Source organism: Stenotrophomonas sp. 85239_Sma (genome assembly GCF_056481725.1).
In genome coordinates this window covers 2193676-2207795 of record NZ_CM151163.1, presented here as the reverse complement: position 1 = coordinate 2207795, position 14120 = coordinate 2193676, and the positions used below count along the sequence as shown (strand labels likewise).

15 protein-coding genes are annotated in these 14120 nt (G+C 67.7%); 11 read left to right on the top strand and 4 right to left on the bottom strand.

Annotation, left to right across the window (positions count from 1 at the left end; translation table 11 throughout):
- The 3 genes from ACYKG1_RS10380 to ACYKG1_RS10370 are packed head-to-tail and all read right to left on the bottom strand — an operon-like array spanning window position 1 to window position 1998.
- A complete protein-coding gene (locus ACYKG1_RS10380) occupies window positions 1-702 on the bottom strand; it encodes a Rossmann-fold NAD(P)-binding domain-containing protein (protein ID WP_478472623.1) in 702 nt (233 codons plus the stop codon).
- A gap of 1 nt (window position 703) precedes the next feature.
- Window positions 704-1378 (bottom strand): ChrR family anti-sigma-E factor, encoded by a 675-nt coding sequence (locus ACYKG1_RS10375; protein ID WP_049421999.1) that lies wholly within the window; start codon window positions 1376-1378, stop codon window positions 704-706.
- Complete coding sequence (locus tag ACYKG1_RS10370; RefSeq protein WP_100472269.1) at window positions 1375-1998, bottom strand: sigma-70 family RNA polymerase sigma factor; 624 nt, start codon at window positions 1996-1998, stop codon at window positions 1375-1377. Before ACYKG1_RS10370 ends, ACYKG1_RS10375 begins: the two co-directional genes overlap by 4 nt.
- 133 nt (window positions 1999-2131) lie before the next feature.
- Between ACYKG1_RS10370 and ACYKG1_RS10365 the strand changes: the two genes are divergently transcribed.
- The 11 genes from ACYKG1_RS10365 (at window position 2132) to ACYKG1_RS10315 (ending at window position 13363) form a co-directional block, all read left to right on the top strand.
- Window positions 2132-2899: a hypothetical protein gene (locus ACYKG1_RS10365; protein ID WP_100472267.1), complete on the top strand. Its 768-nt coding sequence runs from the start codon at window positions 2132-2134 to the stop codon at window positions 2897-2899.
- Window positions 2900-2980: 81 nt separating this feature from the next.
- On the top strand, window positions 2981-3931 hold the full coding sequence (locus tag ACYKG1_RS10360) for an acyl-CoA desaturase (RefSeq protein ID WP_100472265.1): 951 nt from the start codon (window positions 2981-2983) through the stop codon (window positions 3929-3931).
- Between the two features lies 1 nt (window position 3932).
- Window positions 3933-5210: an NAD(P)/FAD-dependent oxidoreductase gene (locus ACYKG1_RS10355; RefSeq protein WP_478472621.1), complete on the top strand. Its 1278-nt coding sequence runs from the start codon at window positions 3933-3935 to the stop codon at window positions 5208-5210.
- Entirely contained in the window at window positions 5207-5974 is a 768-nt protein-coding gene (locus tag ACYKG1_RS10350; RefSeq protein WP_478472620.1) for a DUF1365 domain-containing protein, read from the top strand. Before ACYKG1_RS10355 ends, ACYKG1_RS10350 begins: the two co-directional genes overlap by 4 nt.
- Window positions 5971-7230: a class I SAM-dependent methyltransferase gene (locus ACYKG1_RS10345; protein ID WP_478472618.1), complete on the top strand. Its 1260-nt coding sequence runs from the start codon at window positions 5971-5973 to the stop codon at window positions 7228-7230. Before ACYKG1_RS10350 ends, ACYKG1_RS10345 begins: the two co-directional genes overlap by 4 nt.
- A gap of 1 nt (window position 7231) precedes the next feature.
- Entirely contained in the window at window positions 7232-7777 is a 546-nt protein-coding gene (locus ACYKG1_RS10340; RefSeq protein WP_478472616.1) for a DUF2878 domain-containing protein, read from the top strand.
- Window positions 7774-8559, top strand: a complete 786-nt coding sequence (locus ACYKG1_RS10335; RefSeq protein WP_478472614.1) for a DUF1295 domain-containing protein — start codon at window positions 7774-7776, stop codon at window positions 8557-8559. Before ACYKG1_RS10340 ends, ACYKG1_RS10335 begins: the two co-directional genes overlap by 4 nt.
- On the top strand, window positions 8556-9629 hold the full coding sequence (locus tag ACYKG1_RS10330; protein ID WP_478472613.1) for an SAM-dependent methyltransferase: 1074 nt from the start codon (window positions 8556-8558) through the stop codon (window positions 9627-9629). The genes ACYKG1_RS10335 and ACYKG1_RS10330 overlap by 4 nt, the downstream gene beginning before the upstream one ends.
- 8 nt (window positions 9630-9637) lie before the next feature.
- Window positions 9638-10171 (top strand): lipocalin family protein, encoded by a 534-nt coding sequence (locus ACYKG1_RS10325; RefSeq protein ID WP_478472611.1) that lies wholly within the window; start codon window positions 9638-9640, stop codon window positions 10169-10171.
- 241 nt (window positions 10172-10412) lie between these two features.
- On the top strand, window positions 10413-11039 hold the full coding sequence (locus ACYKG1_RS10320; protein ID WP_100475193.1) for a response regulator transcription factor: 627 nt from the start codon (window positions 10413-10415) through the stop codon (window positions 11037-11039).
- Window positions 11036-13363 (top strand): ATP-binding protein, encoded by a 2328-nt coding sequence (locus ACYKG1_RS10315; RefSeq protein ID WP_478472610.1) that lies wholly within the window; start codon window positions 11036-11038, stop codon window positions 13361-13363. The genes ACYKG1_RS10320 and ACYKG1_RS10315 overlap by 4 nt, the downstream gene beginning before the upstream one ends.
- On the opposite strand, the gene ACYKG1_RS10310 is transcribed toward ACYKG1_RS10315, so the two are convergent.
- Entirely contained in the window at window positions 13364-14119 is a 756-nt protein-coding gene (locus ACYKG1_RS10310; RefSeq protein WP_100472246.1) for a SapC family protein, read from the bottom strand. It lies immediately after the preceding gene.
- Between the last annotated feature and the right edge of the window lies 1 nt (window position 14120).

Here is a 14120-nt window from a genome sequence, read left to right as displayed (position 1 = left end):
TCAGGCAACCGGGTCGCGCTGGTCCGCTGCGACCCGGTTGATGTCCGCGCACTCCACCGTGGCCGGCGGGTGCTCCCTGCCGGCCAGCGCAATCATCGCCTGGCCCAGCGCCAGGTTGCTGGTCACCAGCGACGGCGCAATCGCGCCCGCCAGTTTCATCAAGGGCGCGCCACCCCAGTACAGCGGCTTCAACAGGCCATGACGGGTGCCGGTGCCTTCCACAGGGCGCACGCCACCCGGACGCAGCATGACCGTGCGGACCGGCAGTTCCTGCAGTGCCCGCTCGGTCTCGCCCTTCACCCGCAATGGCATCACCCGGCTTCGCGCATCCGCGCCGGCGCCGGATACATAGAGGAAACACCCCTGCGGATTCGCCGTGGCCCAGGCGCGGGCGACGGCCAGGGTGGTGTCCAGCGTCACCCGCCGGTACTCGGCCTCGGCGGTGCCCACCGGCGGAGCGCCGGCGCAGTAGAAGCATGCATCGAACCCGGCCAGGTCCTCCACCCGATCTTGGATACGCAGAAAGTCCGGCACGATCAGCTCGCTGCCGCTACCGGCGAGGCTGCCCGGGTGCCGGACCAGTGCGGTCAGATTGGCGACCCGGGGCGAGCGCTGGCAGGCCAGGGCCACACCCTGCCCCACCAGCCCCGCTGCACCGGTCAACAGAACCCGTAGCGCGCCCGTTGCCATCGCCGCACTCATCCTAGAGCTTCACGAAACGCTGGATCTTCCGCGCCAGCCAACCGCTGAACACCAACGGTGCATCCAACGCTGATACACAGATGCAGGGAACGCCAGGTGCGGTGACTGGTTGGTGTTCCACATCCTCATCCAGGTCCGCCACGTCGCCCGGTGCGAACAGCCCCAGCGCGTCGTTGTAGGAACCGCGCAGGATCTGGGTCAGCTCGCTGCGGCCGTGGCTGTGCATGGGCAGGCACTTGCCCGGGGCGATCTTCAGCATGATCAGCGAGGGCATCTGCTCGGCACGGATGCAGTGCACCCCCGGCGCCATCCAGCGCCAGCGCAACCCACTGAGCGAGGCGCCGAAGTAGGGGTGCAGCGAGGCAGGCAGATGATCCGGATCGGCCTCGGGCCGCTCCTTCGGCACGGGACGCGCGGCGCCGGCCACGGCAAGCGGCGTTTCCGCCGCCAGCTGCATCAGCATGGCCTCGCGCAGCTGCTCGCGGCGCCGATCGGGCGTGGCTGGCTGCGTCTGCTCCAGCAATGCGGAGCCGATCGCCTCGGCCTCGCGCAGGCGCTGGCGGCACTGCGGGCACTGCTCCAGGTGGGCGCCGGCCACGATGCTCAACGGCGCCGGCAGCGCGCCGGCGGCATAGCTCATCAAGGTGGATTCATGCAGGTGGTGATGCGGATTCACAGCGCACCTCCCACTTTCGACTGCAGCTGCAGGAACGCCCGCCTCAGGTGTGACTTGACCGTCCCGAGCGGCATGCCCAGCGCCTCGGCAATCTCGCTGTGGCTCTTGGCTTCGAAATAGGACATCCGCACCAGCCGCGCCTGCACCGCAGGCAGCTCGTTGATGCGCTGGCGAAGGCGCGCCTGGTCGGCGAACTGCTCGGCGCTGCTGCGCTCAACCACGTCCAGTGTTGCCGCATCTTCCACCGCTGCCTGTACCTGCATCCAGCTGCGTTCGCGCCGCACGCGGTCGATATGCAGGTTGCGCGCGATGCGGTACAGCCAGGTACTCAGTGCCCCCTGCGCAGGATCGAAGTCAGCCGCACGCAGCCATAGCCGCAACAGGCTCTCCTGCGCCAGCTCCTCGGCCACCGCGTCAGGCACGCCCAGGCCACGCAGGTACACGCACAACCGCGGCATGAAATGGTCGTAGATCCGCATGAAGCAGTCGCGATCGCGCAGCCGCGCCACGCCGTCCATGTCACCGGCCCAGTTCGTCGGCTCGCTGCTCGGCTGCTGGGAACTGGACACGGTGCGTGCGGTATCGAAGTTGAGGAGAGTGCTGGCGGCGTCAGGGTACATCTGCGTTCGCGGCGGGCGGGTGAAGGTCTGTCCTCTGTACGCGCGCGGGCAGCAATTGGATGCAGGTTACCCAACGCATCCAACCGGCCGCTCCCGGCGTATGACCAGAGCCCGCCCCTTACGGATGAACACCATGCGCACCGCCTGGCTGCTGCTGTGCCTGCCCCATGCCGCGCTGGCGGCCCCCTGGCTGCGAAGCGAGGGCGTGGCCACCTCCGCACAGGGCGACATCCTCTACCGTGAAGTGCACTGGCAGCGCGAGGCAACGGAGGGCGCCGAGCGCTGGGTGCTGTACCAGTGTCCGGATGGCAAGCCTTTCGCTCGCAAGCATCTGCCGGCAAGCGCCCGGCCGCAGGCACGGGGCTACTTGCTCGAGGACCGCCGCAGTGGCCAGAAGGCCGAGGTGGAGGCCGCCGGCGATTCGGTGTCGATCTCCTGGCAGGAAGATGCCGCCAGCCAGCTGCGTCAGCGCCGGCTTGAACTGCCGCCGGACGCGGTGATAGATGCAGGATTCGACGCGGCGGTGCGCCTGCACTGGCCGGCACTGCTGCGGGGCGAGCGCATCACGCTGCCATTCCTGGTGCCGGCGCGCCAGCGCTACTTCCCGGTGCAGGTGCGGCGCACCGGCCCTGTTCGCTGGCAGGACGTCGATGCCCAGGCCATCGAGGTGAGTGTGGACACCTGGTACGGCGGCATCGCGCCGCGCCTGGCCCTGGTCTACGCCACTGCCGACCGCCGCCTGCTGGAGTTCCGCGGCACCAGCAACCTGCGCGATGCGCGCGGCAGCTACCCACAGGTGATCGTTCGCTTCAACTCTCCGCCCGTCGGGCGATCAGCAAGCGACTGGCAGCAGGCGTGGGCGCAACCCCTGGCGGAGCGCTGCGTCGTGACGCCCAGGTGAAGTCGAAATTCAATGCGCCGTGGCGCATCCAATGCGCATCCTGCTGCGTACAGGAGGTCACGACACCCGCCGAGATCCGCCATGGCCTCTGTAGCGCCCCTCCCCCGTCGACGCTGGCGCCTGCTGCGCACGCTGCAGCGCTGGTTCGATACCGGCAACGCCGCAGACGCCAGCGGCGAACGGCCGGGCCGCATCGACTGGGTACGCGCCGTGCCGTTCGCACTGATGCACCTGGCCTGCATCGCGGTGCTCTGGGTGGGCATCTCGTGGACAGCGGTGATCGTCGCCGCAGCGCTCTATGCGGTGCGCATGTTCGCCATCACTGCGTTCTACCACCGCTACTTCTCGCACCGCACCTTCCAGGCATCGCGGCCCGTGCAGTTCGTGTTCGCCGTGATCGGCGCCTCCAGCGTACAGCGCGGGCCGCTGTGGTGGGCCGCCCACCATCGCCACCATCACCGTCACGCCGACCAGCCGCTGGACCCGCACTCCCCCCGTGAAGGCGGCTTCTGGCGCAGCCACATGGGCTGGTTCCTGACCCACGAGGCCTTTGCCACCGATCTGTCGCGGGTACCGGACCTGGCACGCTTCCCGGAACTGCGCTGGCTGGACCGCTTCGATACGGCTGTGCCGGTACTGCTGGCCGCAGCGCTGTATGCACTGGGCGCCGGGCTGGAGCGCTGGGCGCCGGGCCTGCACACCTCCGGCCCGCAACTGCTGGTATGGGGCTTCTTCATCTCCACCATCGTGCTGTTCCACGCCACGGTCACCATCAATTCGCTGGCCCATCGCTTCGGCCGCCGCCGCTTCGAGACCCGCGATGACAGCCGCAACAACCTCTGGCTGGCGCTGCTCACCTTCGGCGAAGGCTGGCACAACAACCACCACTTCTTCCCGGGCACCGTCCGCCAGGGCTTCCGCTGGTGGGAAGTGGACCTGACCTGGTACGGGCTGCGCGCGATGGCGGCGCTGGGGCTGGTCAAAGGGCTCAAGCCCATTCCCGAGTGGGTGCTGGCCAAGGCGAGGTACTGACATGCGCATCGCGATCATCGGTTCGGGCATCGCGGGGCTGGCCAGCGCCTGGTGGCTGGACGGCGAACACGACGTCACGCTGTTCGAGGCCAACGACTATCTGGGCGGCCATACCCACACCCACGACGTGCAGGTGGATGGCGCGCGCATGGCGGTGGATACCGGGTTCATCGTGTTCAATCCCCAGCACTATCCGCTGCTGACCGCGCTGTTCGACGAGCTGGGCGTAGCCTCGCAGCCGACCACGATGAGCTTCTCGATGCACAGCGAGCGCAGCGGCGTGGAGTACAACGCCACCTCGCTGGATGGCCTGTTCTGCCAGCGCCGCAACCTGGTATCGCCGCGGTTCTGGGGCATGCTGGCCGACCTGCGCCGGTTCTACCGCGATGCTCCCCTGTTGCTGGCAGAAGACGCGGGTCCAACGCTGGGGCAATACCTGCGCAGCCAGCGCTACGGCGATGCCTTCATCGACGAGCACCTGCTGCCGATGGCCTCCGCGTTGTGGTCGTCACCGACGGCCACGGTGATGGATTTCCCGGCCCGCTATCTGGCCCAGTTCATGGCCAACCACCAGATGCTGCAGATGACCGGGCGCGCACCGTGGCGGGTGGTGAGCGGTGGATCGGCGCGCTATGTCGATGCCCTGCGCGCCCGCTGGCGGGTGCATGAGCGGCTGGAGTGCCCGGTGCAGTCGGTCGAGCGCATGCCCTGGGGCGCTCGCGTGCACAGCGCGGCCGGCGTGGAAGGCTTCGATGAGGTCATCCTGGCCTGCCACAGCGACCAGGCCCTGGCGCTGCTGCGTGACGCCGACCCCATCGAGCGCGAGGTGCTCGGCGCCATCCGCTACCAGGCCAATGAGGCGGTGCTGCACACCGATGCGTCATTGCTGCCGCGCAACCGCAAGGCGTGGGCGGCATGGAACGCCCACGTGCCCCGCGACCCTGCCGCGCCCTGCACGGTCAGCTACTGCATGAACCTGCTGCAGGGCCTGCCCGGCAGCACACCCCTGGTGGTAACGCTCAACCGCAGCGCGGCGATCGACCCGTCGCAGGTGCTGCGCACCCTGCACTATGCGCACCCGGTGCACGACCATGCCGCAGTGCGCGCGCAACAACGCTGGGCCGAGCTGCAGGGCCGCCGCCACACCTGGTTCGCGGGCGCCTACTGGGGCTGGGGCTTCCATGAGGACGGCATCCGCAGCGCCCGCCGCGTGGTCGACGCACTGCGCACCTGCGAACCGCACCGCGTCATGGCCGCTCCCGGCGAGGTGGCTGCATGAGCGCCAGTGCGCTCTACTTCGGGCAGGTGATGCACCGCAGGCATCTTCCACGCCCGCATGCGTTCCGCTATCCGATCGCACAGCTGCTGCTCGACCTGGATGAGCTCGACGGCGTGTTCGCCGGGCGCTGGCTGTGGTCGGTCAATCGCCGCAACCTGGCCGAGTTCCGTCGCAGCGATTACTTCGGCGATCCCGCACGGCCTTTGGCCGATGCGGTGCGCGACCACGCTGCAACCACCCTCGGCTACCGGCCGACCGGCCCGGTCCGCCTGCTTACCCATCTTCGCTTCGCCGGGCATGTGTTCAACCCGGTCAGTTTCTACTACTGCTACCGGGCCGATGGCAGCACGCTGGACTGCATCGTCGCCGAGATCACCAATACGCCCTGGAAGGAACGGCACACCTACGTGCTGCCAGTCGCGACGGCCACGCACGAAGGCACCTCGCTGCGCTGGCAGTTCGACAAATGCTTCCATGTCTCGCCCTTCATGCCGATGGATTGCCACTACGACTGGCGGTTCAGCCGCCCCGATGAGGGCCTGCGCGTGCACATGCAGGTCTGGCGCGACGGCGCGCGCCAGTTTGATGCCACCCAGGTCATGCAACGGCGCGCCCTGGATGGTCGCGGGCTGGCCCGCGTCCTCGCCTGCTATCCACTGATGACCACCCAGGTGGTGGCCGCCATCCACTGGCACGCGCTGCGGCTGTGGCTGAAACGCAATCCCGTGCACGACCACCCCACCCTTGCCGAGAAACCGCGATGAACTCGATGACTCCTTCGGTCGCGCTGCCGCGCCCCGGCGCATTGGATGCCTTCCTGCGCCGCCGCCTGCTGGCCCAGCTCGCCCCGATGCGCGACGGCCGCCTGTGCGTGCGCGACGCGCTGGGCGAAGTCTGGCTGGGCGATGCCCGCGGCGAACTGCATGTCACCGTCACCATCGAAGACCCGACGTTCTATCGCAAGGTGGCGGCACAGGGCAGCGTCGGCGCGGGTGAAAGCTTCATCCACGGCGAGTGGCACTGCGATGACCTGGTCGCCCTGATACGGCTGCTGGTGCGCAATCGCGATCTGCTCGACAGCATGGAACACGGCCCGGCGCGCGTGGGAGGCTGGCTGCTGCGCGGATGGAACCGCCTGCGACGCAACAGCCGTGAAGGCAGCCGCCGCAACATTGCCGCGCACTATGACCTCGGCAACGATTTCTTCGCCCTGTTCCTGTCGCCGGACCTGATGTATTCCTCGGCCTTGTTCGCCAGCGAAAGCGAGTCTCTGGACTCCGCTTCGCGGCGCAAGCTGGACCGTATCTGCCAGCAGCTGCAGCTCAAACCCGGCGACCGCGTGGTCGAAATCGGCACCGGCTGGGGCGGTTTTGCGCTGCACGCGGCACGACACCATGGCTGCCACGTTACTACCACCACCATCTCCGCCGAGCAGCATGCGCTGGCCACCGAGCGCGTCCGCGTCGCCGGCCTGCAGGACAAGGTCACACTGCTGATGCAGGACTACCGCGACCTGCAGGGCCAGTTCGACAAGCTGGTATCGATCGAGATGATCGAAGCCATCGGCGCCGAATACCTGGACACCTACATGGCAACGCTGCAGCGACTGCTCAAACCCGATGGTGTCGCCCTGCTGCAGGCCATCACCATCGAAGATCACCGATACGAGCAGGCGCGGCGCAGCGTCGACTACATCAAGCGCTATGTGTTTCCGGGCAGCTTCATTCCGTCGATCAACGCGATCATGGCGGCCAAGACGCGATCCTGTGACCTGCAGCTGGTCGCCCAGCAGGATTTCGGCCACTCCTACGCACTGACCCTGCGCGCCTGGCGCCAACGCTTCCTTGCCCAGCTGCCCGCTGTGCAGGCACAGGGCTTTGATACGCGTTTCTGCCGGATGTGGGAGTTCTACCTGGCCTATTGCGAGGGCGGCTTCCTGGAGCGTTCGATCGGCGTTTCGCATCTGCTGCTGGCGCGCCCGGGGCATCGTCCCGTTGGCGCATCGGGTCAAGGCGGCTGAGATGCGCCGGTTCTGGGCCAATCTGCTTGGCAACCAGCTGGTCTGGCTTTGCGCCGTTGCCGGCGCCGGGCGCGGCTGGCAATGGCCGGCGCTGCTGGCAGCGTCGCTCTACATCGGCAGCCAGCTGCTGACCTCGCCGCAACCTCGGCTGGATCTTCGGCTGATGCTGTTGGCGCTGGCCTGCGCGTGGCTGGTCGACGCCAGTGCCGCCGCCAGCAGCACCGTGCGCTACGCTGCCGCCCCACTGGATTGGGTACCGCCCCCCTGGATCATGGCGTTATGGGCCGCGTTTGCGATGACGCTGACCACTTCGATGCGCTTCCTGCTGCGCCACCTTGCCCTGCCAGCCGCGTTCGGCCTGCTGCTGGCCCCGCTGGCCTATCTCTCCGCAGCGCGCGGTTTCGATGCGGTTCGATTCACTGCGCCGCTGTGGCAGGGCCTGCTGGTGCTCGGCGTGGGCTGGAGCATCGCGCTTTCACTGCTGTGCGCGGCCGCTCGCCGCGGTTCCCGCACCATCCCGCCGCCCTTGGCCGGAGCACCGTCATGATCAATCTGCTGTGGGTCCTGCTGTATGCCGTGCTGGTGATGAGCTGGGGCTGGGCCTGGCAGCGCCGCCACCGCAACATTGGCGTGGTCGATGTGCTCTGGGCCAAGGGCGTGGGCGCTTCGGCCCTGTTGCTGGCGCTGCTCGGCGAGGGTGCGGCGGCGCCACGGATCGCGCTGGGCGTGCTCGGTGGCCTGTGGGGCAGCCGTCTGGCGCTGCACCTGTGGCATCGGGTCCGCCACGAACAGGAGGACGGTCGCTACCGTTATCTGCGCGAGCACTGGCAGGGGCATCAAGGCAGGATCTTCGGCTTCTTCATGGCCCAGGCGCTGCTGGTCGTGCTGTTCGCCCTGCCCTTCGTCGCGGTGGCTGCCAATCCCCGCGCCGGCCTGACACCGTGGGCAGTAGCCGCCGCATTCGTCTGGCTGCTGAGCGTCGGTGGCGAGAGCCTGGCCGACCATCAGCTGGCCAGGTTCCGCGCGAATCCAGCGAACAAGGGCCGCACCTGCCGCGACGGGCTCTGGCGCTACTCCCGCCACCCCAACTACTTCTTCGAGTGGCTGCATTGGTTCAGCTATGTCCTGCTCGCGGTCGGCTCGCCACTGTGGTGGCTGGCGTGGGCCGGCCCGCTGCTGATGTACGTGTTCCTGCGCTACCTGAGCGGCATCCCGTTCACCGAAAATCAGGCACTGCGCAGCCGCGGCGACGATTACCGCGCCTACCAGCGCAGCACGCCGATGTTCTTCCCCTGGTTTCCCCGTTCTTCCAAGGAGTATTCCGCATGAGCGCGATCCCGTCACTGACCCCGGCCGACGACGCGGAAACCGGGCTGATCGCCTGGGCCGAACGCGGGCTGGTTCCCGATGCGGCACTGCGGGCCGGCATCCGTCGCCTGTGCGCGCAACGCCTGCGCGAGGAAATGCTGGGCGGCATCGAGGCACAGTACGCGCGCTTCAACCGTCGCATCGCAGAACTGGCCGGCAGTCCACTCGCGCTGCATACCGACGCGGCCAACCGCCAGCACTACGAAGTTCCCGCGGCCTTCTTCCAGGCCTGCCTGGGCAAGCGGCTGAAGTACAGCAGCTGCTACTACCCCACCGGGCGCGAAACGCTGGACCAGGCCGAGGAAGCCATGCTGGAACTGTACGGCCAGCGCGCCGGACTGGCCGATGGCCAGCAGATTCTTGAACTGGGCTGCGGCTGGGGCTCCTTGACCCTATGGATGGCCGAACGCTATCCGCAGGCGCATCTCACCGCCGTCTCCAACTCGCACAGCCAGCGCCAGTACATCCTGGCGCAATGCCAGGCGCGTGGCCTGGGCAACGTCGAGGTGCTGACCCGTGACGTCAACCAGCTTGACCTGCCAACAGCCCGGTTCGACCGCTGCGTCTCGGTGGAGATGTTCGAACACGTACGCAACTACGAGCGCCTGCTTGCAGGCATCGCACGATGGCTGAAACCGGATGGCGCGCTGTTCGTGCACATTTTCGCCCATCGCACGCTGATGTATCCGTTTGAAACCGAGGGTGGCGACAACTGGATGGGGCGTCACTTCTTCACCGGCGGACTGATGCCTGCGGCCGACACCCTGCTGCATTTCCAGCGCGACCTGCGGCTCGATCAACGCTGGCTGCTGGACGGCACCCACTACCAGCGCACCGCCGACCACTGGCTGGCCAACCAGGACGCAGCCCGCGAGAAGGTGATGCCGGTTCTGGTCGCAACCTACGGCCAGGCCGCGGCGAAGCTCTGGTGGCAGCGCTGGCGCATGTTCTGGATGGCATGCGCCGAGTTGTTCGGCTACGACGACGGCCAGCAGTGGCTGGTCGCCCACTATCTCTTCCGCCCCCGTTGAGGTGTGACATGCGCATGCGCTCGCTGCTTCCCCTGCTGGCATTGAGCCTGTTTGGTTCCGGCTGCAGTTCCAGCGATACCCGTCCCCTGCCTCGCCCTCCATCAGTGGACGTGCCACGCTTCATGGGCGACTGGTATGTGATCGCCCACATACCGTCGTGGCCGGAGCGCGAGGCCTTCGACGCGGTGGAGAGCTACACATTGAAGCCGGACGGGCGCATCCAGACGACCTTCACCTATCGCAAGGGCAGTTTCGAGGCCCCGCAGAAGTCGATGCACCCGGTGGGACGGGTCGAGAAACAGGGCAATGGCGCGATCTGGGGCATGCAGTTCATCTGGCCGATCCAGGCCGAGTATGTGATTGCCTGGCTGGACGACCACTATGGGCAGACCATTGTCGCGCGCAGCAAGCGCGACTATGTGTGGTACATGGCGCGCACGCCACAGGTGTCCGAGAGCGACTACCAGCAGGCCGTGCAACGCATCGCGGCCATGGGCTACGACACCGGCAAGCTGAGGCGCGTACCGCAGTCGGTGCGATAGATCGCGGCAGCCGCCCGCGCCCGCCCCGGCGTGACGCGTCACATTAATATCTCTTCAAAGGGTATCGGTAGCCGGCGACTTTCGACCTGACGATACGCCCGACCCATGGATCAGCCCCTATCGATGGAGGGCATCCATCGATCTTTAGGAATAGTCGTAAAATCGCAACGAATTCGATGTTCGACGCGACAGCAGCGCCAGAATGACGGCCACGCCCATGGGCGCTGACCACCTCCCGCGCATGAATGGATTTCCTGCACCGCGTCGGCTTCGCCTGGCGCTCCTGGATGACCACGAAGTCGTCCGTCGCGGCACCGCCCTCCACCTTTCAGGCGACCTCCGGTTCGACATCGTCGCCAGCCATGGCTGCAGCGCCGATCTGCTCAGCAGCCTGCAGGGCACGCACGTTGACGTGGCCATCATCGATCTCACGCTCGCCCGCGGCGACCTTGGCGGCATCGAGCTGGTTGCGCGGCTGTGCCGGGAGTTCCCGCGCACGCCGTTGCTGGCCTTCGCCACACCCTCGCCCACCACCAACCTCAACCGCCTGATCGATGCCGGGCTCAGCGGATTCGTCAGCAAGGCCGAGCCACTTCCTGCACTGTCCGATGCCATCGTGCGCGTTTCGCAGGGCCTGACCCGGGTTCCACCGGACGTCAGGCTGGCCGGCGATCGCGGTGAGCTCAGCCGCAACGAGCGCGAGGTGCTGGGCCTGCTGCTGGAAGGCTTGACCGTCTCCGAGATCGCCCTGCGCCGGCATCGCAGCATCAAGACCGTCAGCACACAGAAGGTCGCCGTGCTGCGCAAGCTGGGATTGCGCAGCGATGTGGAAATCTACGCACTGCGCGAGCGACTGGAGACTCCGTGAGGCACCACCCGCCGCTGCGCCGTCGCTTCCTGCCCACGGGGTTGCTGGTGCTCCTTCTCCTGCCTGCTGCGTCGGCCGAAGATATCCGGTCGCCACGCTGGCTACCGGGTAGCAGCGTGCGGGTCGCCACGGCGCCTTCCCTGCGGCCGCTGCCCGCAGCATTGGCCGATGCCTCATCACCGCCAACGCTGGCCCATGGCTACGCCAGCCTGGTGGCCCGGCATGCCCAACTCAGCTTCCTGGAACGGCCCTATCCGACCACCGCCGCGTCGATCCTCGCGGTGTGCCATCACGAGGCCGATCTGGTCATGGTCTTTGGCGGGGCGAGACACCAGTCGCTCCCCTGCCCCGACCTTGCCGCGTCCCGCCGCTTTCGCGGCGGCGCCACCCTGCTGGCCGGGCGCACGGGCGAATGGCTGCCACGGGAGATGCGCGAACTCGACGGACGGGTCGTCGCCGTGGTTGAAGGCGGGCCCTACGCCGGTTGGCTGCGCGCACATCATCCACAGATCCGGCTGCAGCAACTGCCCAACCGGTATGCGGCATTGAAGGCGGTCGAATCCGGCCTGGCGGACGCGGCGATTGGCCTGGAGCCCACACTGCGCCCCCTGGTTCGACGCCATTTCAATGGCAGCCTGCGCCTGCAGTCGTTCGACAGCAGCTTCTCCACGGACCTCTACCTGCTCGTCCGCCACGAAGACCGGCAGCTGCTGGAGCGCATTCAGCAGGCATTGCGGGAGATCACGCTGGAGGAGCATGCGGGCCTGCTTCGACTCTGGGCTGGACAGACCTTGCCTGCGGCCGCGGGGAATGCACTGGACTGGATGCAGGCGTCGCCCCCGCGCGGGTGGCTGCTGCTGGCCCCGCTGCTGATCGCCCTGCCGCTGCTGTGGCGCGCAACCGGCCACCTGCGGGCACGCGGTGACCGAAGCGGCGCACATGCCATCGGGGTGATCAGTCACGAGATGCGCAACTCGGCGCAGGCCGTGCTGGCCTCGATCGAACTGCTTGGACAATCGACACTACCGAAGGGCGAGCGCGATCTGCTCGCCGCTGCCAGCACGGCCAGCCACGCCCTGCGCAGCCTGTTGAATCGTGCACTGGACTTTTCGCGGCTCGCCAGCGGCGCGTTCAAGCCGCATCCGCAACCCTGCGATGCAGCACAGCTGTGCCGGCAGGCACTGGAGGCGATCCGGCCAGAGGCCCGGCGGAAAGGCCTGCAGCTGCATTTCGATGCCGGGAACGCATCCCCGTCCTTCATCCTGGTGGACGCCGATGCGCTACGCCAGATTGCCAGCAATCTACTGGCCAACGCGGTGAAGTTCAGCGATATCGGCGGCGTCGAGCTGCGCCTGCAGCTGATGCCGGCGGCGCGGCCGCGGGAACTGCTGCTGGAGGTGATCGACAGCGGCATCGGCATTGCACCGGCGCAGGTGGCCACCCTGTTCCAGCCTTTCCAGCAAGGCAGCAGCGGGCGCCAGCGTGGCGGCAGTGGCCTGGGGCTTTCGATCGCGCGCGAGCTGGCCCGCGCCATTGGGGGCGACCTCACCGTGCACAGCGTGCTGGGCCGCGGCAGCCGCTTCATCCTGCGCCTGCCGGTGTCTCCTGCAAGTGCCAGCGCGGATGCCGAAGACCTGTGCGCTGGCGCCACGCCACTGGCCGGCCTGCATCTGCTGCTGGTGGAGGACCACGAGCTCAATCGCCACGTCATCGCCGAACAGCTGCGGCGCTGGGGTGCCGAGGTGTGCGCCGTGGAAGATGCGGCCAGTGCCCTGGCCGAACAGCTGCGCCAGCCCCGTCCCGCCGCATTGATCGACATTGGACTGCGTGGCATCGATGGTCACGCGCTGGCGCGCGAACTGCGTGGGCGCGCGGGGCAGTCCATCCGCCTGATCGCATTGTCTGCCCGCACCGGGCGGCGTCATCGCGCACGCTGCCGCCGCTCGGGCTTCGACGCGGTACTCGCCAAGCCGCTGCGCGCCGCCCAACTGCTGCCTGCGCTCGGCACTGCGCGGCCGGATGGCCTGGACACTTCCGTGCAAACGATTGAAATGGACGCGGCCTACATCGCCGACATCCGCGATGAGCTCGGCAACCTGGAGCGGGTTGTCGATCGTGCAGACGCATCGGCACTAAGCCATCACGCACACCGATTGCAGGGCACGCTGCAGATGCTGGGCCAATGCGGGCACGCGGCCATCGCGGCGGAGCTGGCCGATCTGGCGCATGACGCCGCGCCGGACTGGGCCGATGCACGACGCCTGCTGGACGTGCTGCTGGCCGGACAGGGCTCCCGCGCAGCGGGAACCCGGTCAGAGCCCTGATCAGGCGGCCAGGCGTTCGACCTGGCGGCGGGTCAGGTCGTTGAAGCGACCCAGCGACATCAGGTGCTGGTGGATCAATGCCAGCCAGCCGCTGCGGTGCCATTCGATCACGGTTGCTTCCGGCAGGGCAACGAACTTCTCGACGTCCACGACCAGGAAGCCGTTGAGGTTGAACTCGCGGCCATCGGGGGTACGCACAGTCGCATTGCGCTCGACCAGAAGGCCGTTGTCGATCAGCGCCTTGGAGAAGGCCTGGGTCTGTTCGTGCTCGCGGGTGTACTGGCCGCAGAACTCCAGCGCCTGCTGCACCATTTCGGTAGCCTTGCCGTCAACGAACAGCGGCTGGCCTTCTTCGCCGCCCTTGACCACGCGCGGGCTTTCCTCGTCGATGCCCAGCAGGAAGTCATTCTCCGCGCCGGTGTCGATGAAGATGAAGGGGTGGCGGCGCAGGTAGGCCGGGATGTAGGCCTCGTCTTCCCACAGGCCGTCCTTGATGAACAGGTTCTGGTCGGACACGCCCACGGCGGCCATCGGCACCGCGGTCGGGCCAGCGAACAGGATCGGGAAGTGGTGCAGGGCCAGCGAGAATTCGCCCAGTACCAGCGGGATGGCGTTGTTGCCAGCGGCGAATTCGAGCTTGCCCGGCAGGATGCGCAGATCGGCATGCACATCGGCCTGCAGCGGCACCGGACGGGTATAGAACAGGGGGGCGCCGCTCGGCGCCGCTTCGGTGGTGGTGTCGCTGGTGGTGGTCATC

Excerpts from the sequence above, each read along its gene's own strand:
- ACYKG1_RS10380 (WP_478472623.1), bottom strand. The coding sequence starts at position 702 with ATGAGTGCGGCGATGGCAACGGGCGCGCTACGGGTTCTGTTGACCGGT.
- ACYKG1_RS10370 (WP_100472269.1), bottom strand. The coding sequence starts at position 1,998 with ATGTACCCTGACGCCGCCAGCACTCTCCTCAACTTCGATACCGCACGC.
- ACYKG1_RS10365 (WP_100472267.1), top strand. The coding sequence starts at position 2,132 with ATGCGCACCGCCTGGCTGCTGCTGTGCCTGCCCCATGCCGCGCTGGCG.
- ACYKG1_RS10360 (WP_100472265.1), top strand. The coding sequence starts at position 2,981 with ATGGCCTCTGTAGCGCCCCTCCCCCGTCGACGCTGGCGCCTGCTGCGC.
- ACYKG1_RS10355 (WP_478472621.1), top strand. The coding sequence starts at position 3,933 with ATGCGCATCGCGATCATCGGTTCGGGCATCGCGGGGCTGGCCAGCGCC.
- ACYKG1_RS10350 (WP_478472620.1), top strand. The coding sequence starts at position 5,207 with ATGAGCGCCAGTGCGCTCTACTTCGGGCAGGTGATGCACCGCAGGCAT.
- ACYKG1_RS10345 (WP_478472618.1), top strand. The coding sequence starts at position 5,971 with ATGAACTCGATGACTCCTTCGGTCGCGCTGCCGCGCCCCGGCGCATTG.
- ACYKG1_RS10340 (WP_478472616.1), top strand. The coding sequence starts at position 7,232 with ATGCGCCGGTTCTGGGCCAATCTGCTTGGCAACCAGCTGGTCTGGCTT.
- ACYKG1_RS10335 (WP_478472614.1), top strand. The coding sequence starts at position 7,774 with ATGATCAATCTGCTGTGGGTCCTGCTGTATGCCGTGCTGGTGATGAGC.
- ACYKG1_RS10330 (WP_478472613.1), top strand. The coding sequence starts at position 8,556 with ATGAGCGCGATCCCGTCACTGACCCCGGCCGACGACGCGGAAACCGGG.
- ACYKG1_RS10325 (WP_478472611.1), top strand. The coding sequence starts at position 9,638 with ATGCGCATGCGCTCGCTGCTTCCCCTGCTGGCATTGAGCCTGTTTGGT.
- ACYKG1_RS10320 (WP_100475193.1), top strand. The coding sequence starts at position 10,413 with ATGAATGGATTTCCTGCACCGCGTCGGCTTCGCCTGGCGCTCCTGGAT.
- ACYKG1_RS10310 (WP_100472246.1), bottom strand. The coding sequence starts at position 14,119 with ATGACCACCACCAGCGACACCACCACCGAAGCGGCGCCGAGCGGCGCC.